This is a genomic window from Sulfuriferula sp. GW1, assembly GCF_047300855.1.
Classification (GTDB): domain Bacteria; phylum Pseudomonadota; class Gammaproteobacteria; order Burkholderiales; family Sulfuriferulaceae; genus Sulfuriferula.
Map to the genome: position 1 here is coordinate 1118781 of NZ_CP170197.1, position 16764 is coordinate 1135544.

The following is a 16764-nucleotide window of genomic DNA, read 5'->3' on the forward strand; positions in this document are numbered from 1 at the left end:
GCATTTCCAACTAGCTTCTCCTTTTTCCAAGGTAAAAAAATCCTGCTGAAAATGCGGTTAACATGGAAATTCCTCCCAATATCAGCGCAATTTGACCGGGATTCGTTTGCTTCTCCGGCTGCCTGGTAGGGGCGACACTCAGTAAAGCGTTTGGATAGGTGACAGAGTCCATCGGCAATGCGGGATGGTTCGCCCAATCCACCCAGCCATCCTGAAACACCCGCACTTCCGCGCCCGCGCCTGCGCGCAGCAAGGTAAAGTACGCAACCGATTCAAAGGGGTCGTTGGCATATACGACCAACCCGTCTCGCAGCGGCAGCTGCAAAGTGTTGTTGGCCATTTGCTGCCGTGCTTTGAGCATCGGCAAGGATTGAGCTCCCGGTAGATGTCCGCCGCGCATGGCCCTGATACGCGCTCCCCAGTATTCGTCCTCGCTGCGCCCATCCAGTAAAAGCGGTGGATGATTTGAGGTTAATGCTTGCGCAAGTTCGTCGCGCAACACGATCCGGCCTTCGCGTACGACACCTAGATAAATCGGATTGCGCGTCATTCCGCGGCCTGTGCCCTGTCCCATTTGAGTCTGTTCCAGGCCAGCGCCGCGCGCGATGGGGATAGTCAGAATGGATACTTTTCTTTGCCCACACAGATACAGCATGCCGGCCACGAAATCACGTTCAGTTGGGTCATCGCCCACGACCAATACATGGGCTTGCTCCGACAGCCCGGCGGTTCCCAAAAGCCAATAGATTTCGCGAAAGCTCGCGAGGCGTCCGTGCGGGCCAAGAAAATCGGCAGCGGGAAGGCAGTGGGCGCCGCGCACGGTGTAATGCAGGCAGGCATCCTCGGCGCGCGCATCCACGACCGTCACGCTGCCGATCAGATTCGAGGCATGATCGGTATAGCCGAAGGCAACCTCCGACGCCTGGCTATTCCCGGCCAGCACCATCCACAGCATGGTGAAAAGGATCGGGAAAAATCCGCGCATGGCCGGCTAGTCAGCAACCGCCAAACCGGTGCTCGCCGTCGTCTGCGGCAGTGGTGCCTTTCGGCGCGGGCGGATGTTCGATGTAGTAGCCGATCAGATCGGTAACCGATACCGTGCCATAGGCATTGCCCAAATTGACATCCGGCATGCTTTCCATCGGCTGCGGCGTACGCGCTTTGGCAAGCGCGCCAGGCGCAAGTGCGGCGTAGTGGAACAGCAATGCCGACAGACCGAAGGCCAGAGCCAGGGCCGCCAGCCAGAAAATCAGGATTTCTTTCTTCATCGCGAGCCTCTCAAAAAATATCCTTGGTAAGGCAGACATAGGTGATATAGAAAGCCACCACGAACATGATGATTTGCAGAATGCTTGCAAAATCCAGAGTCATGATTTGTCCTTTCCCTGGTAATGCCTGACCAGCATATTCAAATCCAGCGCTTTGCCGTCGGCGGGGTTGATGACTTGGGGGGTGAAATAGGGCACACCTTGCCGGGTAGCATGAAGATAAGCGGGTGGATCCAAGAAGATGTATGCCAGGCCACCGATGCTGATTGCCGCCGATAATGTCGAGAACACGACCATTTGTAATTTTGCGAAACGCATTGTCGTCTCCTCAATCTTTACGCACATAGACATGCCAGCACCTGTCCGCTCTCACGGTCGCAAGGTGCGAGCTACGCAGATCTTTCATCATGGGAGGAATGGCCTCCATGGAGGTGGCGTTGTCAATCAGGACTTCGATGACATCGCCTGGCATCGCCGTGGAGAGCGCCTTTTTTGTCATCAGCTGGGGGCGCGGGCAGGAGTCACCCAGGCAGTTGATTTGCTGCTTGATAAGATGCTGGGTACCGTCCGGCAATACCGCCTGCGTCATTTGGCCAGCATCGGGCACTGCCTCGGTTTTCTTGCTGAAAAATCCCATTATTCGCTCCTTTATGCTTGGTGATTGGGTTATGCCGGCTGGCTTGCCTCGGCTCTTGCCAAGGCGCCTTGCACGGCAGGTTCAGCGGAAGAATCAGCCCAGGCATCGCATGCTGACGCTTCTATGGACGCGGCCTGGGGCTCAGGTACCGGAGCCTCCGCACGTTCCCGCTTCAAAATCGCACGATAGATGCCGAACAGGACCAGTGTCTGCAACGCGCCGAATACGATGGCTGGAATACCGGTACTGCTTTGCAGCGTTGCCGCATTGGCGAACCCGAACTGCAGCCCTGCCAGGTTGGGTGTGCCGGTCATGGTCTGCGGCGCAGGCGGCCAGAAATCGAAGGACCACACCAGTGAAAACAGGAACATGCCGATAAAGGTGAACAACAGCGCCCAGATCGCGCCGATATTGCCTTCACCGGCCTTGACCCAGGTGGACACCGTACAGGCACCGGCCAGCACCATGCCAAGGCCGAATAGAAACAATCCAATAAAGGTGTTCAACCCCACGTCGAATTGCATGGGTTTACCCGCCCCGATGGTGATGAACGCGGTAAACCCCAGCGTCATGATCATCATCGCCACCAGCATGGCTTTGGTATTGCGATAGGTTTTGAACAGCATGGCGTCGCGCAGGGCTGCTACATTGCAATAACGCGAGCGTTGTACCAGCAGCCCCACGGTGGTGCCAAAAATAAATGCCGACAGGCATTCCGCCACAGGTGTCATGTCATCCCTCCAGATTCTTTTTGTAAATCAAGGTACCGACCCAGGTGCCTGCCAGAATGCCGCTCACCGCAAGGTAGCCGCCCAGGTTCATTTCCGGCGTCAGTCCGAAAAAAGTGCTCACATTGCACACAAAGGCAAGTCGGATGCCGATACCCATAAGCAAGCCGCCGATGGTGATCATCACCCATTCGGTCAGGCGATGCGGCATACGCCAGCAGAACTCCTTGCTGAGCACGGCACCCACAAAGGCGCCGAACACCATTCCCAGGCTGATGTAAATTTTCCAGTAGTAAGGGTCGGGCGGGAACGCGACACTCCAGAACGGAATGCGATCAATGGCGCTGCCCATGAAGAATTTGGCGATGAGCCCGGTCATCATGGTTTCGCCACCGCCGACTGTCCACGCACCGACAACCAGAAATAGAAAGATGTCGAGCACTGCGATGATCGCCAGTGCCGCGACGGGATTAAGGGTTTTTTTGAACAGGTCCATCCGGCTCTCCATTGGGTCTTATGGCCACGCTATTTGCAGCGTGTTGAGATGCCATGAGCAATGGTTATGCCATCAGCATATTGTTGTGTTAATTCAATATGTTGATTGTGGATGGATAACGGAGATAGGCTGCGAGGTGATTTAAAATGCGACAGGGGGTGAGTCAGAATGAGACAGGGATGAGTGACTCATCTCGTCCAGTTTCCTGCGCAAGGTAGAGCGACTGATGCCCAGAACACGCGCGGCCGCGACCTGATTGCCGTGATTTTCGGCTAATGTGTTCCGGATATGCTCGGCTTCTGCCTCGGCCAGGGTTTTGTTTTTTTCGACTATTCCTGGAGTATTCGGCCTCATCGTCAAGGCGATTTCGTGCGCATCAAGAACTGGCCCACCGTAGAGAGCAAAACTGCGTTCCACAACATTTTTTAATTCCCGAATATTACCCGGCCAATCGTACTCGATCAGTTTTTGCCGGGCTGCCGGACTCAGATTGAGATCGTGGCGCCCGAGTTGTTTACGCTCCATCTCCAGGAAATAATCAATCAGCGGCAGAATGTCTTCGCGTCTTTCCCGTAGCGGCGGGATATGGATGGGAAGCACGTTCAGACGAAACAGCAAGTCGCGACGGAAACTTCCCTGGTTCGCCATTTCCTCCAGATCGCAGTTGGTTGCTGCGATGATGCGCACATCTACCTTGATGGAGGTTTCGCTGCCGACCGGGCGCACCTCTCCTTCCTGCAGGGCGCGTAGCAGCTTGGCCTGCAGACGCGGGCTGACGTCGCCGATTTCATCCAGAAAAAGCGTGCCGCCATGCGCTTGCTGGAACAGCCCTTTGCGGTTCGAAGTGGCGCTGGTAAACGAACCCTTAATGTGGCCGAACAGTTCGGAATCCAGCAATTCTTCAGGCAGCGTGCAGCAATTGATCGCGACAAAATGGCCGTGACTGCGGGCGCTCACGCTATGGATGACGTTTGCCAGAACTTCCTTGCCGGTACCTGTTTCCCCGGTGATCAACACCGGCAGGTCGCGATCCCGGATACGTTCGACAATTTTCCGAATCTCCGCCATGCGTGGACTGCGTGCAGTGATGTGGCCGAGTTTGTCGCGTCTGGACAATTCGCCGCGCAAACGGGTGACTTCCTCGTACAGAGATTTTTTTTCCAGTACTTTGTGTACCCGCAATAACAGCTCGTCCGGGTTAATGGGTTTGGTGAGGTAATCGTAAGCGCCCAGACGCATGGCTTCCACCGCGGTTTCGATGGAAGCATAGGCGGTCATCATGATGCTTTCCGCGGCGTAACCGGTGTCCTTCAGGTAGGTCAATAGCTCCAGACCGCTTTCCTCGCCAATGCGCAGGTCGGTGATCACCAGATCCACGATATGCTTGTCCAGGCAGGCTTTGGCCGCTGCCAGATTGCTTGCCTCCAGCGCCTGATGCTGGTCCGTCTTCAACAGCAGGCCGAGTGTTTTTCGGATGGAAAACTCATCGTCCACGATCAGGATAGTAGCCATGACTAGTGAATACCGTTTAATTGAAAACTGACTTCTGTTCCAACATGCTGTGTGCTTTTGATGCTCAACTGGGTGCCGTGCTGCACCAGAATGCGTTGCACGATAGCGAGCCCCAGGCCGGTACCACCCTTGCGGCTGGAGACGAAGGGCTTGATGATTTCTTTCTGGAAATCCGGTGCGATACCGCAGCCGGTATCCGCAATATGCACCATTATTTTTTCTCCTGCACGTCGCGTCATGACTGACAGCTCGCCACCTTCAGGCATGGATTGCAGTGCGTTAAGCATGAGATTCCATAATACCTGGCGCATCTGGTCGTGATCGAAAACGGCCATTTGGGCATCCGGTGCGCAATGAATGGCAACGCGAAGACGTTTGCCTGCCTGATGATCCTGGTACAACATGTTGGCGATTTCTTCGATGAGCACTTTCAGGTTGGCGCGGGTCAATTGTGACTCGCGCATTTTGGCAAACTCCAGGAAATCGCCGAGGATACGACTCAGACGCCCGGATTCATTGTTCAGGATGGAGATCACCTGGCTACGATCTTCCTGGTTCAGGGTGTCTCCGCCTAGCAAATTAACTGAATTAATGATGGCGGATAGCGGATTGCGTATTTCGTGGGCAATCATCGCCGACATTTCACCCACGCAAGCGAGCCGTTCTGCCTGGTTACGCCGTTCGTGTTCCTGTGCGGCGTCTTCCGAGGCCTGTTTGAGCGAAGCCACCATGTGATTAAAGGCCGTAGCCAGCATGCCCACCTCATCTTGCGAGTTTGCAGGAACCCTTACGTCAAGGTTGCCCTGGCTGATTTTGCTCGCTGCCTCCATCATGTTGCGCAATCCGCGCGTAGTGACCAGAGAAAGAACCCATGCAGCACCGCTGCCCACAATCAAGGCAGTGAGGATAAAAAACAAGCCATCGCGCCAGGTCTTGGCTAAGGCGGAATCCATACGAACAGTGGACAATCCTATCGTCACGATTCCGATAGTCTGATCGGCTATGCGAATCCGCTCTTGCAGATCAAGTACGTGATCGCCTGCTGGCAGCGGGAAATGTTCAGATCGGGCAGCCAGCAATGGCAAGACTTTGCCCAGGCGTTCCGGATAAGTCGTCCCCAGCACGCGTCCGCGCGAATCCAGTATTTCGCAATACACCACTTCGGGCTGGCTCTTGACCCGGTGAATGATTTCCGCAAGCGCACCCAGATCCTCTGTAAGCAGGGCATTGGTCGAAGCCACAGCGGTCAGGGCAACCAGCGAACGGCCGCGACTGTATAACTCGGCCTGGATTTTATCCGACTGTTCCCGCACAGCGTCCGCAACGAATATGCCCATCAGTACTACATGCACCAATGCCACAGAGAGCATCAGGCGAAAACGCAATGTATGGGTGAATCCAGCGTTTTTGTTAGCGGTTTTTGGTAACGGGATGGTCAGGTTGCCGGACTCGGGTTGGCTCATTTACCCACCTTGGCATACTCGCTATCGTTCGTGAGCACGAAGCCTTGGGGCAGTTCCATGCCATTAAGAATCTGCCGGCCGGTGCTGGTGCTGCCCATATCCACCAAGACTTTGGCAACCGTTTTCATGTCGGCAGCCGGCATGTCGTCGCGTACGGCGATGGGCATCTGCGGTTCCGGCGGCGTCTCGGCGATAATCCGCAATGCTTGCTGAATATGTTTCGGCATGGAACGCAGGGAAGGCTTCCAGGTGCCGGCAACATCCACCAGTCCGGAATACAGGGCCATTAGTACGGAGTCCTGGGAGCCGAAATATTTAACCTCGAAATCCCTGTCTACCGGGATGCCCAGGCTTTCCAAGTAGCGGCGTGTCATCACGGTCGCTGCGAAAGCACCAGGGTCGGGAAAACCCAGGCGCAATCCCGGTCGGAGCGGAGCGGCAAGTTTGGTGATATTGCTGTCGCGGCGTACCACCAGGATGCCGGTGAAGGGTTCTCCCGCAATTTTGGCAATAACGTGATAGCCGGATTTTTGCGCCTCGGCGCACAGCAAAGGATTGAGGTACACGATATCGTATTCCCGCTGTGCGACGCGCTGCATAAAAATCGAGAAGCTCGGCGCTGTGACAAATTGGACCGGGCGGTGCAGGCGATCTTCCAGCACCTTGGTCAGCGGCAAAAACATGGATGCGAGCTTGTTCGGGCTTTGCAGGGGCAGAACACCGAAGCGATAGGGAGGAAGATCGGAGGCGTGTGCCTGGGAAATGGGGAGAAACGGCAACCATGAACCCGCGAGCATCAAAAAGACTGCCGCGCACGTGGCACGGGCTATCCGGCTGCGGGTTCCTGAGCAGAGCATGTGCCGTTCCATAAGTCCTCGTATGGTAGCAGGCTCACTCCCTGCGCCTCAAATATTAAGCGACGCGGTTTGTTCTGGAAAGGCAATAAGGCAAAAGGCAAAATTCAAGACCTTTCCCTGGGCTTGATTTTTGCCTTTTGCCTTCCTGTTGTTTCAGGTGTGCTGAATGACGAAGGCGGCTTCCACGCTGAAATTGCCGATGCCACGGTGGTTGGTCATGGTCCAGCCGTTCTCGCGCAGATAGGCGGTCATCTGGTGGTTCATGTCGGGATTACCGCAGATCAATACCCGATCCAGCTCAGGATCGGCTTGGGGCAGATCGAGTTCCTTGAACAGTTCACCGGAGATGAATAAATCCGAGCAGCGATCGCTGTGTGCAAAAGGCTCGCGTGTCACGGTGGGTACATAGCGCAGTTTGTCTCCCGCACTGCTTTCCAGCTCATCACGATAGGCCAGTTCTGCCTCGTTGCGGACGGTGTGCACCAGAATGACTTTTTCGTAGGCAGCGTAAGTGGCCGGATCGCGGATCATGCTCATAAAGGGCGCCAGGCCGGTGCCGGTGGCCAGCAGATAGAGATTGCGCCCCGGTAACACATGCGCCAGCGTTAGCGAACCGGTAGTCTTGCTATTTACCCAGACCGTATCGCCCGGCTGAATATTGACCAGACGGCTGGTCAGCGGGCCATCCGGAACATGGATACTGAGAAATTCCAGATGGTCGTCATCCTGGGTCGAGACTATGGAATAGGCACGGGCGATGAGCTTGCCTTCCTGTTTAAGGCCGATGGTCACGAACTCGCCGTTGGCGAAGACAAAGTCGGCCGGACGGGTGAGTGTCAGGCTGAAGGTTCGATCCGACCAGGGCCGTACTGCAGTGACTGTTTGCTCCGAATAAGGCATTGAAACTCTCCAAAATTGCCGATCTGTAAGACATATAGACTGTCGTTTTTAACAGTGGTTCTTGCCGTTTTAATTTTACGACCTGCTGCACATTATGGTTTTCGCCACACGCTCGCCAGCCAATGTTGCTCAGCCCGAGGCAAACCGCTGGGACGGTAATAGTGGGTCAGCTCGATAAATCCGGCATCCGACATATGCCGCTGCCAGGTCTGCAGATCGTAATAGGCGCCGTAGCGCCCGCCGTTCCAGCCTTCCGTGTTATTGCCGCGCGGGTTTGAGCTAAACAGCACGCCGCGCGGTTTCAGCGTCGCGTGCAATTGTTTCAGCACCGCTGGCAGTTCCTGGCTGGGGATGTGGAACAGCACGGCGTTGGCAAATACTCCATCGAAATGATGCTGCGGCAAATCCAGTTTCAGAAAATCCTGTTGCCATATTTCGCAGCCGCTATGCGCACGCGCCATGTCAGCAAACTGCGCGGCGCCGTCCAGACCTACCGCGCGATGGCCCAGTTCGGCAAACACTTTGAGATCGCGCCCCGGGCCGCAGCCAAAATCCAATATGGTAAAGGGGGATTCTCCATCCATGTATTGCAGGAGTGCCGCGATGTTCTGGCTCACATCATGATGACGGGTGCCTTCCCAAAAATCTTCGGAACGCTGGTTATAGTGCTGGAGCGTGAGCTCGGAGATTTTTTCCAGGTCCTGCGGGCTGAGTTTCATGTTGATTATGTCCGGATAGGCAGGCCAGCATCGCCGTCAATCTTTACCATTTCACCACATGCACATGATTCAGCGAACGCCCCAAAAAGCGCTCGCCTATGGTCTGAAATTTGACCGGCACATCGGTTACGTAAAATTCATAGTGTGGCGGAGCAGGATCGGTGTTGGCCAGGCCTTGTTCCGCCAATAATGCCGCGGTACGGGTGGCCATGGCTTCGGCGGAGTCCACCAGTTTCACGTCTTTGCCCATCACGTTCTGCAGTAGCGGCTTGAGCAGTGGATAGTGGGTGCAGCCCAGTACCAGCGTATCGATATGTTCCGCCAGCACCGGTTTGAGATATTCCTGGGCGGTGAGGCGGGTGACTTCGTGATCGAGCCAGCCTTCTTCCACCAGCGGCACGAACAGCGGACACGCCTGGGAGTAGATGCGCGCGTCCGACGCCATGGCCTGAATGGCGCGGGCGTAGGCATTGCTGTTGACGGTGGTGGGGGTGCCGATGACGCCGATCTGGCGCGTACGGGTGGCTTCCACCGCGGCGACGGCACCGGCTTCGATCACATCCAGCACCGGCACCGGGGACAAGTCGCGCACTACCTGGGCGGCGACGGCGGCCATGGTGTTGCAGGCGATGATGAGTACCTTGACCTGTTTTTCCAGCAAAAATTCGGCGATCTGGGTGGTGTAGTGGGCGATGGTTTCCACCGATTTGACGCCATAGGGCACGCGTGCGGTGTCGCCGAAGTAGACGATATTCTCGAACGGCAGGCGCTCCATCAGGGCGCGCACGACGGTAAGTCCGCCGATGCCGGAGTCGAATACGCCGATGGGTTGTTTGGGATCAATCTGCATGGATTTGGACATTGCGATGTTGCGAGAGCGCCCATTGTACATGCTCGCGCACCAGCGCCGAGGGGTGGTCGGCACGGCTGTGCAGGGCATGCATCGCTGCATCGCTGGTCGGTGCGTTCCCCAATGCCACGGCAATGTTGCGCAGCCAGCGTTCATGGCCGATACGGCGGATTGCGCTGCCTTGCAGGCGGGCGTCGAAGTCGTCTTCGCTCCAGGCGAACAGTGCTGCGAGGGCAGCGCTATCCAGGCCGTTGCGCACCGCGAAATCGGCCAGTTCGCTGGTCTGGGCGAAGCGGTTCCACGGGCACGCCAGCTGGCAGTCATCGCAGCCGTAGATGCGGTTGCCCATTAACGGGCGCAACTCGACAGGAATAGTGCCGGAGTGCTCGATGGTGAGGTAGGAGATGCAGCGCCGCGCGTCCAGTTCGTAGGGCGCCACGATGGCCTGCGTGGGGCAGATATCTATGCAGGCCTGGCAACTGCCGCAGTGTGCGGAAACCGGGTTGTCCACCGGCAGCGGCAAGTCCGTATAGATTTCGCCGAGGAAAAACCACGACCCCGCGTCGCGATCCAGCAGCAGGGTGTGCTTGCCGCGCCAGCCCAGCCCGGCATTGGCAGCCAGTGCCACTTCCATCACCGGGGCGGAATCGGTGAACACCCGGTAGCTGAATGTGCCCACAGCTGCCTCGATGCGCGTCGTCAGTTGTTGCAGGCGAGTGCGTAGCACCTTGTGGTAATCGCGTCCCAGTGCATAGCGGGAAATGAAGGCGAGATCGCCGTCGTTCATCACCGCCCAGCTCTCGGCGGCTTGCGGCGGCAGGTAGTTCATGCGTGCCGAAATCACGCGCACCGTGCCGGGTATCAGTTCGGCGGGACGGGTGCGTTTGACGCCGTGTTTTGCCATATAATCCATCTCGCCGTGGTAGTCTTTATCCAGCCAGGCGAGCAGTTCCGCCTCGGTGTTGTCCAGTGCGCAATCGGTGATGCCCACGGCGCCAAAACCGAGTTCCTGTCCCCACGCCTTGATAGCCCGTACCAATTTCGTTAAATCGAGTTCGCCATGATCCATCCTGCCGATGATACCCCGCCGCCGCTGACTCTTCACCTGCCCGACGAAGCTGCCACCCTTGCTTTGGGCGCAGACATGGCGCGAATACTGGCGCCTGGCCTGGTGTTTTATCTCAACGGCAACCTGGGTGCGGGCAAAACCACGCTCGTACGCGGCATGCTGCGCGGGCTTGGATACGAGGGAAAAGTTAAGAGTCCGACCTATACTTTGGTTGAGCTTTATGCTATTTCTAGGTTAAAGTTATATCACTTTGATTTATATCGCTTCGCCGATCCGCTAGAATGGGAAGAAGCGGGGTTCAGAGAATATTTCAATGCAGACAGCATTTGCCTGGTCGAGTGGCCGGAAAAAGCCGGAAAGTGGCTCCCCAGGCCGGATGTGCGGGTGCTGTTGAGTATGCATGATAGTGGTAGAACGGCCGAACTGATGGCAGAAACGGAGGCGGGCAGGCAATGGCTAAATCAATTGCGAGACACAATACACCGATAACCAGCTGGACTTTGCTGGTGGCGCTGCTGTTTGCGCCGATGCTGAGCTGGGCAGCGAACGCGGTCGATGCAGTGCGCTATTGGCCATCCGCTGATTACAGCCGTCTCACGCTGGAATCGTCCGGGCCGATCAGCTACAAGATGTTCACGCTGAGCAATCCGGAACGCCTGGTGATCGACCTGGAAGGCGTGGAACCCTCGCCCGCATTGCATGATCTCGCGGGAAAAATTGGCGCTAACGATCCGTGGATTGCGGGCTTGCGCGCGGGGGTCAACCGTCCTGGTGTGATGCGTCTGGTACTGGATCTGCGCGGAGAGATTAAGCCGCGTGTATTTAATCTCAAACCGGAAGGCGGGAATGGCAACCGGCTGGTGCTGGATGTTTACCCGGCCACGGCGAAAATTCCGGAAGCCGTTCCACAGGCAGCCATCAATCCGCAGCCTGAGATCGCCTCGGATGGTGCGCCACAATCCGAACTCCCGGCTCAAGCCAGTGAGCCCCGCAAAGCAGAAAGATTAGTCAGCAAGCGCGGCAAGAAACCGCAATTCCAGATCACGCGACTGATTACGGTGATGATCGACCCCGGCCACGGTGGCATCGATCCCGGTGCACATGGCGCCAATGGCACCAACGAAAAAGATGTCACGCTGGCCATCGCCAAACGCGTCCAGGCCAAGATCGACGCCATACCCAACATGCGTGCAGAACTTACGCGCAATGGCGACTATTTCATTCCGCTGGGCGAGCGCGTCGACAAGGCGCGCCAAATCAATGCGGACCTGTTCGTTTCCATCCACGCCGACGCGTTTGTCAACCGGGATGCGCGCGGTTCCAGCGTGTTTACCCTGTCCGAGCATGGCGCCACCAGTGCCGCAGCGCGCTGGCTGGCGAAAAACGAAAACGATGCCGACCTGGTGGGCGGGGTGAACGTCGGGGTGAAAGATAAAAATCTGGCGCGAACCCTGATCGACCTGTCGCAAACCGCAACCAACGACGACAGTCGCCGTCTCGGGCGTGCAGTGCTGACCGAACTCTCCGACATCAATCATCTGCATAGAGGCCGCGTCGAGCAGGCGGGTTTTGCCGTGCTCAAGGCCCCGGATATCCCGTCCATCCTGGTGGAAACCGCTTTCATTTCCAACCCGGAAGAAGAGCGGCGCCTGACTGACGACGCGTATCAGGACAAAATGGCAACGGCCATCGTTGATGGCATCAAGCGTTACTTTGCTACCAACCCGGCTACCATACGCGCCAAGCTGGCGGAGAATTCCTGATTTTTCATACCCGGCCGGGTTGAGCGGCCGGGTATAATTGGGCATCAACTTCTGGATTGCCCATGCCTGCGATACAACTCCTCCCCGATCTACTGATCAGCCAGATTGCTGCTGGCGAGGTGGTCGAACGCCCGGCGTCGGCGTTGAAAGAACTGCTGGAAAACAGCCTCGATGCGGGTGCGACGGAGATTCGCGTGCAACTGGAGCAGGGCGGCATCAAGCTGATGCGCGTGGCGGATAACGGTGCCGGCATTGCGGCAGCGCAATTGCAGATCGCCCTGGCGCGCCATGCCACCAGCAAGATCACCAGCCTGGATGACCTGGAGCGCGTTGCCAGCCTGGGGTTTCGCGGCGAAGCGCTGGCCAGTATCGCCGCGGTGGCGCGGCTGCGCCTGGCGAGCCGCGCTGTCGGCGCAGATCATGCCCACCAGATAGAAACAGACGGCGGCCGGCCCGGAGAACCCCAGCCTACGGCGCTGGCAGCGGGCACCACCATTGAAGTGCGCGACCTGTATTTCAATACTCCGGCACGGCGTAAATTTCTCAAATCCGAGGCCACCGAATACGGTCATAGCGAGGAAGCGTTTCGGCGCATTGCGCTGGCGCGGCCGGATGTGGCATTCAGCCTGCAGCATAATGGCCGCGCCCAGCATCACCTGCGCAGCGAGGACGCGCGTCGCCGCATCGGTGCGTTGCTGGGTGATGAATTCGCCGCCTGCGCGCTGGAAATAGACGAATCCGCTGCGGGATTGCGCCTTACCGGCATGAGTGCGCTGCCTGCTTATTCGCGCGCCAGCCGCGATGCGCAGTATTTTTTTGTGAATGGCCGTTTCGTGCGCGACAAGCTCATCGCCCACGCGCTGCGTCAGGCCTACCGCGACGTGCTGCACCACGAGCGCCATCCGGCCTATTGCCTGTTCCTGGAGCTCGATCCAGCGCTGGTGGACGTGAACGTGCATCCGGCCAAGATCGAGGTGCGCTTCCGCGACGGCCGTGCCGTGCACCAGTTTCTCTACCACGCATTGAACAAAACGCTGGCAGGACGTGGCGGCGAGAACCCGGCCGCGCAGGCGCAACTGGCCAGCCCCGAGCCTGCCAGCCATGCCGCGCGTCCGGTGTTTTCCTCGGGCACCCCTTATCAAGCGCCGATGCCGTTGGGTGTGGCGCAACCCGTTGCTTTTTACGACTTGCTGACGCGGGATATGCCGCTGCCCAAAACCGCAGTCGCGCAGATGGAAGAAACCGCCGCGCACCCGCTGGGCTACGCCATCGCCCAGTTGCACGGCGTATATATCCTCGCCCAGAATTCAGCCGGCCTGGTGCTGGTGGACATGCATGCCGCGCACGAACGCGTGGTGTATGAAAAGCTCAAGACCGCACTCGACCAGAAAGCGGTGGCGAGCCAGCCGTTGCTGATCCCCGCCGCTTTCCAGGCCGATGCGCTGGACGTGGCGGCGGCCGAAGAGCATGCGGCCGCCCTGCGCGAAATCGGTTTCGAGATTGCACCGCTGTCCCCCACCAGCCTGGCCGTGCGCGCCGTGCCGCGGCTGCTGCAAAACGCCGACCCCGCGCAACTCGCCCGCGATGTGCTGCACGAATTGCGCGAATGGGGGGCCAGCCGCGTACTGACCGAACGCCGCAACGAACTGCTCGGCACGCTCGCCTGTCACGGTGCGGTGCGCGCCAACCGGCAATTGAGCATTACCGAAATGAATGCGCTGTTGCGCGAAATGGAAACCACCGAACGCGCCAACCAGTGTAATCATGGCCGGCCCACCTGGTTCCAGATCAGTCTGGCTGAACTGGACAAAATGTTTATGCGCGGGAAATAGGAGAGAGAGATGTCGGAACGCAATGAAATTAACAACATGGCCCTGTTCTGCGATTTCGAGAACATCGCGCTGGGTGTGCGCGACGCCAAGTACGCACAGTTCGACATCAAAAAGGTGCTGGAGCGCCTGCTGCTCAAAGGCAGCATCGTGGTCAAGAAAGCCTATTGCGACTGGGATCGCTACAAGGAATTCAAGGCGCCGATGCACGAGGCGGCATTCGAGCTGATCGAGATTCCGCACGTGCGCCAGTCCGGCAAAAATTCAGCCGATATCCGCATGGTGGTGGATGCGCTCGACCTCTGCTACACCAAGTCGCACGTGGATACCTTCGTCATCATCAGCGGCGATTCGGATTTCTCGCCGCTGGTGTCCAAGCTGCGCGAGAACAACAAACTGGTGATCGGAGTAGGGGTCAAGAATTCCACCTCCGACCTGCTCATCGCCAACTGCGACGAATTCATTTTTTACGACGATCTGGTGCGCGAACAGGAAGCGCAGAAGAAACGCGCAGTGCGCAAAGCCCCCGATAAAGTTGTCAATGGTGCGGCGAAGAAGACTGCCCCCAGAAGCGAAAACGACAAGCAGCAGGAAGCGTTCGACCTCGTGGTCGAAACCGTCGAAGCCCTGCTGGCCGAGCGCGGCGAGGAAGAGAAAATGTGGGCCTCGATGGTCAAGCAGACCATGAAGCGGCGCAAACCCGATTTCAACGAGTCCTACTATGGTTACCGTACTTTCAGCGACCTGCTGGAAGACGCGCAGACGCACAAACTGCTCGCGCTCACCCGTGCCGACAAGGGTGGCTACATCGTGCGTCTGCCGCTGGCCGACAAACAGGGCTAGTTCTAAAATCCAGCCCGTCAGGGCGATATCTTCGCCCGCCTCGCGGGTGGAGAATAGCCCGTACATCATTCACCAACACTTGTGGCTTCAAACTGAAATGCCTTGTGGTCAGGACACGCATCTCGCCTGGGATTTGCGAATACTCTATCACCTGATATTTTGCTGTCCTTGTCGGGACCCAGCTGGTGCGGACAACAAGCCCTTCGCCCCTGACAGAATGGCTATTTTTCATCAAGGACAATGAGGACTGGGGCCACGCTTTTCGCGCAGGCATCCGAAGATAACAGGATCGGATTTCGGGTGGATCGCAGCGGAGATGGACAAGTGCAAGGACAATAATTGCTGCCATCACGCTGTCAGCAGCTGGTGCGTAAGATTCTCCTGCCGGATGTCCCGGCAAATCGATCAAGGAGAATGACATGTCGGATACGATAACGCTGGTACGCTTTCGTTTGCAGGAAGGCAAGACTGCGGCGGATTGGCTGAAGGTCAACGGGAAGATCAACGAATGGGCCAAGAAACAGCCGGGTTTCCGTTTCCGCAGCCTGTCGGAAACAGACGATGGCGAATGGCTTATCATCACCTATTGGGAAAATCCGGAAGCGGCTGCTGCTGCCGAGAAAAGTTTTGGCGAGGAGATGATGGACATGTGCGAACCGCTGATGGCACGCGATAGCATAAAGGTCAGTCTAAGCAGGGCGCATACGATGCAACGCGGATGAAAGGGGGCCGTAATGATTAAGATCAGCATTCTGTATCCCAATACCGGCAAGTTCGACATGGACTACTACCTCGATACGCACATGTCGCTTTCCATCACACGGCTGGGCATGCGGGAAGGCTACAAGGGCGTTTCCGTGGAACGCGGCCTGCGAGGGCCGGAGCCCGGCTCGGCACCGGGTTTCGTCGCGATGTGCCATTATCTGTTCAATACTGCAGAAGACTTCATGGCTGCATTCCTGCCTCATGCCGCCGAACTGCAGGGCGACATGCCGAACTACACGGACATCGAGCCGATCATCCAGTTCAGCGAAGTCGCCATCAGCCAGTAGCGAGCTGCGGTGCGCAAATCGGAACGACTCTTCCAGCTCGTGACGCTGCTGCAGGGGCGGAGAACAGCGATCACTGCGCGGTCCCTGGCGGGAGAGTTGGGTATCGCAGTTCGCACCGTGTACCGCGACATCCAGGCTCTCGTCCTTTCAGGCGTGCCGATAGACGGCGAGGCGGGTGTGGGATACCGCTTGCGCGGCGGCTTCGATCTGCCGCCGCTCATGTTCAGCTCGGACGAGGTCACCGCATTGCTGGTCGGCAGCCGCATGGTGCAGGCGTGGACCGACCCGGAACTGGCTCAGGCCGCAAAGCAGGGCGAAGCCAAGATCCTCGCTGCGCTCACACCCGAAATGCTGATATCCATTTCACGTCTGCCATACCGCATTCCTGCCTTTGAACGCGCGGAGAGTGGTGTTCATGGCCTGCTGCGCAAGACTTGCGAGGCCAGGCAGAAAATCTCCATTTCCTATCGAGACATGGATGGACAGGAGTCTGCACGCATCCTGTGGCCGCTCGGCATGGTGGGTTGGGGGGACCACTGGACTTTGCTGGCCTGGTGCGAGAAACGCGATGCTTACCGCAACTTCCGCTTCGACCGGATACTGAATATCGAGGTGCTGCAGGAACACTATCCTGTGCATCCCCGGCGCAACCTCGAACATTATCTGAACGAAGAGATAGGCATAGGCGACAAGCAGAAGCCGGGCTAGCTGATCGTTCCGATAATCACGTCACTGCGCCGGCGGGTAGTTTCCTGACGGCGTGCGGAAGGAAATGGCC

At 57.6% G+C, this 16764-nt stretch carries 20 protein-coding genes; 7 read left to right on the plus strand and 13 right to left on the minus strand.

From position 1 onward, the window contains the following. Positions 1-10: 10 nt before the first annotated feature. The 13 genes from ACFDAU_RS05575 to queG all read right to left on the minus strand — a co-directional run bounded on the left by ACFDAU_RS05575 (position 11) and on the right by queG (position 10499). Positions 11-985: a sulfurtransferase gene (locus ACFDAU_RS05575; RefSeq protein WP_413439014.1), complete on the minus strand. Its 975-nt coding sequence runs from the start codon at positions 983-985 to the stop codon at positions 11-13. A gap of 10 nt (positions 986-995) precedes the next feature. Next, on the minus strand, positions 996-1268 hold the full coding sequence (locus tag ACFDAU_RS05580; RefSeq protein ID WP_413439015.1) for a hypothetical protein: 273 nt from the start codon (positions 1266-1268) through the stop codon (positions 996-998). 99 nt (positions 1269-1367) lie between these two features. Next, positions 1368-1586: a hypothetical protein gene (locus ACFDAU_RS05585; RefSeq protein ID WP_413439016.1), complete on the minus strand. Its 219-nt coding sequence runs from the start codon at positions 1584-1586 to the stop codon at positions 1368-1370. 10 nt (positions 1587-1596) lie between these two features. Then, positions 1597-1905 carry a sulfurtransferase TusA family protein gene (locus tag ACFDAU_RS05590; protein WP_124703447.1) on the minus strand — a complete coding sequence of 103 codons (309 nt, stop codon included), beginning with the start codon at positions 1903-1905 and terminating at the stop codon, positions 1597-1599. A 29-nt stretch (positions 1906-1934) separates the two neighbouring features. Next, positions 1935-2636, minus strand: coding sequence for a YeeE/YedE thiosulfate transporter family protein (locus ACFDAU_RS05595; protein WP_413439017.1), 702 nt, complete (start codon positions 2634-2636; stop codon positions 1935-1937). 1 nt (position 2637) lies between these two features. Further along, positions 2638-3129: a YeeE/YedE thiosulfate transporter family protein gene (locus ACFDAU_RS05600; protein WP_413439018.1), complete on the minus strand. Its 492-nt coding sequence runs from the start codon at positions 3127-3129 to the stop codon at positions 2638-2640. Between the two features lie 141 nt (positions 3130-3270). After that, positions 3271-4641, minus strand: coding sequence for a sigma-54-dependent transcriptional regulator (locus tag ACFDAU_RS05605; RefSeq protein WP_413439019.1), 1371 nt, complete (start codon positions 4639-4641; stop codon positions 3271-3273). A 2-nt stretch (positions 4642-4643) separates the two neighbouring features. Further along, the gene (locus tag ACFDAU_RS05610; protein ID WP_413439020.1) at positions 4644-6104 is read right to left on the minus strand and encodes an ATP-binding protein; all 1461 of its coding nucleotides are present in this window, start codon (positions 6102-6104) and stop codon (positions 4644-4646) included. Next, entirely contained in the window at positions 6101-6961 is an 861-nt protein-coding gene (locus tag ACFDAU_RS05615; protein WP_413439021.1) for a phosphate/phosphite/phosphonate ABC transporter substrate-binding protein, read from the minus strand. The genes ACFDAU_RS05610 and ACFDAU_RS05615 overlap by 4 nt, the downstream gene beginning before the upstream one ends. 153 nt (positions 6962-7114) lie before the next feature. Then, positions 7115-7861 carry a ferredoxin--NADP reductase gene (locus ACFDAU_RS05620; protein WP_413439022.1) on the minus strand — a complete coding sequence of 249 codons (747 nt, stop codon included), beginning with the start codon at positions 7859-7861 and terminating at the stop codon, positions 7115-7117. A 92-nt stretch (positions 7862-7953) separates the two neighbouring features. Next, complete coding sequence (locus tag ACFDAU_RS05625) at positions 7954-8580, minus strand: class I SAM-dependent methyltransferase (protein WP_413439023.1); 627 nt, start codon at positions 8578-8580, stop codon at positions 7954-7956. 43 nt (positions 8581-8623) lie between these two features. Beyond that, positions 8624-9442 (minus strand): glutamate racemase, encoded by an 819-nt coding sequence (murI, locus tag ACFDAU_RS05630; RefSeq protein WP_413439024.1) that lies wholly within the window; start codon positions 9440-9442, stop codon positions 8624-8626. Then, positions 9420-10499 (minus strand): tRNA epoxyqueuosine(34) reductase QueG, encoded by a 1080-nt coding sequence (queG, locus tag ACFDAU_RS05635; protein ID WP_413439025.1) that lies wholly within the window; start codon positions 10497-10499, stop codon positions 9420-9422. Before queG ends, murI begins: the two co-directional genes overlap by 23 nt. On the opposite strand from queG, the gene tsaE reads away from it, so the two are divergent. The 7 genes from tsaE (at position 10491) to ACFDAU_RS05670 (ending at position 16694) form a co-directional block, all read left to right on the plus strand. Further along, positions 10491-10988 carry a tRNA (adenosine(37)-N6)-threonylcarbamoyltransferase complex ATPase subunit type 1 TsaE gene (gene tsaE, locus ACFDAU_RS05640; protein ID WP_413439026.1) on the plus strand — a complete coding sequence of 166 codons (498 nt, stop codon included), beginning with the start codon at positions 10491-10493 and terminating at the stop codon, positions 10986-10988. The two genes, queG and tsaE, sit on opposite strands and share 9 nt — an antisense overlap. Next, a complete protein-coding gene (locus tag ACFDAU_RS05645; RefSeq protein ID WP_413439027.1) occupies positions 10952-12262 on the plus strand; it encodes an N-acetylmuramoyl-L-alanine amidase in 1311 nt (436 codons plus the stop codon). The genes tsaE and ACFDAU_RS05645 overlap by 37 nt, the downstream gene beginning before the upstream one ends. A gap of 62 nt (positions 12263-12324) precedes the next feature. Further along, positions 12325-14094: a DNA mismatch repair endonuclease MutL gene (mutL, locus tag ACFDAU_RS05650; protein WP_413439028.1), complete on the plus strand. Its 1770-nt coding sequence runs from the start codon at positions 12325-12327 to the stop codon at positions 14092-14094. Between the two features lie 9 nt (positions 14095-14103). Next, on the plus strand, positions 14104-14934 hold the full coding sequence (locus ACFDAU_RS05655) for an NYN domain-containing protein (RefSeq protein WP_413439029.1): 831 nt from the start codon (positions 14104-14106) through the stop codon (positions 14932-14934). 419 nt (positions 14935-15353) lie between these two features. Continuing rightward, a complete protein-coding gene (locus ACFDAU_RS05660; RefSeq protein ID WP_413439030.1) occupies positions 15354-15656 on the plus strand; it encodes an antibiotic biosynthesis monooxygenase family protein in 303 nt (100 codons plus the stop codon). 12 nt (positions 15657-15668) lie between these two features. After that, complete coding sequence (locus ACFDAU_RS05665; protein WP_413439031.1) at positions 15669-15986, plus strand: EthD family reductase; 318 nt, start codon at positions 15669-15671, stop codon at positions 15984-15986. A 9-nt stretch (positions 15987-15995) separates the two neighbouring features. Further along, positions 15996-16694, plus strand: coding sequence for a helix-turn-helix transcriptional regulator (locus ACFDAU_RS05670; RefSeq protein ID WP_413439032.1), 699 nt, complete (start codon positions 15996-15998; stop codon positions 16692-16694). Positions 16695-16764: the final 70 nt, after the last annotated feature.

Bases quoted from the DNA above. Each gene is read 5' to 3' on its own strand.
- ACFDAU_RS05615 (WP_413439021.1), bottom strand. From the start codon at position 6,961: ATGCTCTGCTCAGGAACCCGCAGCCGGATAGCCCGTGCCACGTGCGCG.
- tsaE (WP_413439026.1), top strand. From the start codon at position 10,491: ATGATCCATCCTGCCGATGATACCCCGCCGCCGCTGACTCTTCACCTG.
- ACFDAU_RS05600 (WP_413439018.1), bottom strand. From the start codon at position 3,129: ATGGACCTGTTCAAAAAAACCCTTAATCCCGTCGCGGCACTGGCGATC.
- ACFDAU_RS05575 (WP_413439014.1), bottom strand. From the start codon at position 985: ATGCGCGGATTTTTCCCGATCCTTTTCACCATGCTGTGGATGGTGCTG.
- ACFDAU_RS05665 (WP_413439031.1), top strand. From the start codon at position 15,669: ATGATTAAGATCAGCATTCTGTATCCCAATACCGGCAAGTTCGACATG.
- mutL (WP_413439028.1), top strand. From the start codon at position 12,325: ATGCCTGCGATACAACTCCTCCCCGATCTACTGATCAGCCAGATTGCT.
- queG (WP_413439025.1), bottom strand. From the start codon at position 10,499: ATGGATCATGGCGAACTCGATTTAACGAAATTGGTACGGGCTATCAAG.
- ACFDAU_RS05660 (WP_413439030.1), top strand. From the start codon at position 15,354: ATGTCGGATACGATAACGCTGGTACGCTTTCGTTTGCAGGAAGGCAAG.
- ACFDAU_RS05595 (WP_413439017.1), bottom strand. From the start codon at position 2,636: ATGACACCTGTGGCGGAATGCCTGTCGGCATTTATTTTTGGCACCACC.
- ACFDAU_RS05645 (WP_413439027.1), top strand. From the start codon at position 10,952: ATGGCTAAATCAATTGCGAGACACAATACACCGATAACCAGCTGGACT.
- ACFDAU_RS05580 (WP_413439015.1), bottom strand. From the start codon at position 1,268: ATGAAGAAAGAAATCCTGATTTTCTGGCTGGCGGCCCTGGCTCTGGCC.
- ACFDAU_RS05655 (WP_413439029.1), top strand. From the start codon at position 14,104: ATGTCGGAACGCAATGAAATTAACAACATGGCCCTGTTCTGCGATTTC.
- murI (WP_413439024.1), bottom strand. From the start codon at position 9,442: ATGTCCAAATCCATGCAGATTGATCCCAAACAACCCATCGGCGTATTC.
- ACFDAU_RS05610 (WP_413439020.1), bottom strand. From the start codon at position 6,104: ATGAGCCAACCCGAGTCCGGCAACCTGACCATCCCGTTACCAAAAACC.
- ACFDAU_RS05585 (WP_413439016.1), bottom strand. From the start codon at position 1,586: ATGCGTTTCGCAAAATTACAAATGGTCGTGTTCTCGACATTATCGGCG.
- ACFDAU_RS05620 (WP_413439022.1), bottom strand. From the start codon at position 7,861: ATGCCTTATTCGGAGCAAACAGTCACTGCAGTACGGCCCTGGTCGGAT.
- ACFDAU_RS05625 (WP_413439023.1), bottom strand. From the start codon at position 8,580: ATGAAACTCAGCCCGCAGGACCTGGAAAAAATCTCCGAGCTCACGCTC.
- ACFDAU_RS05605 (WP_413439019.1), bottom strand. From the start codon at position 4,641: ATGGCTACTATCCTGATCGTGGACGATGAGTTTTCCATCCGAAAAACA.
- ACFDAU_RS05590 (WP_124703447.1), bottom strand. From the start codon at position 1,905: ATGGGATTTTTCAGCAAGAAAACCGAGGCAGTGCCCGATGCTGGCCAA.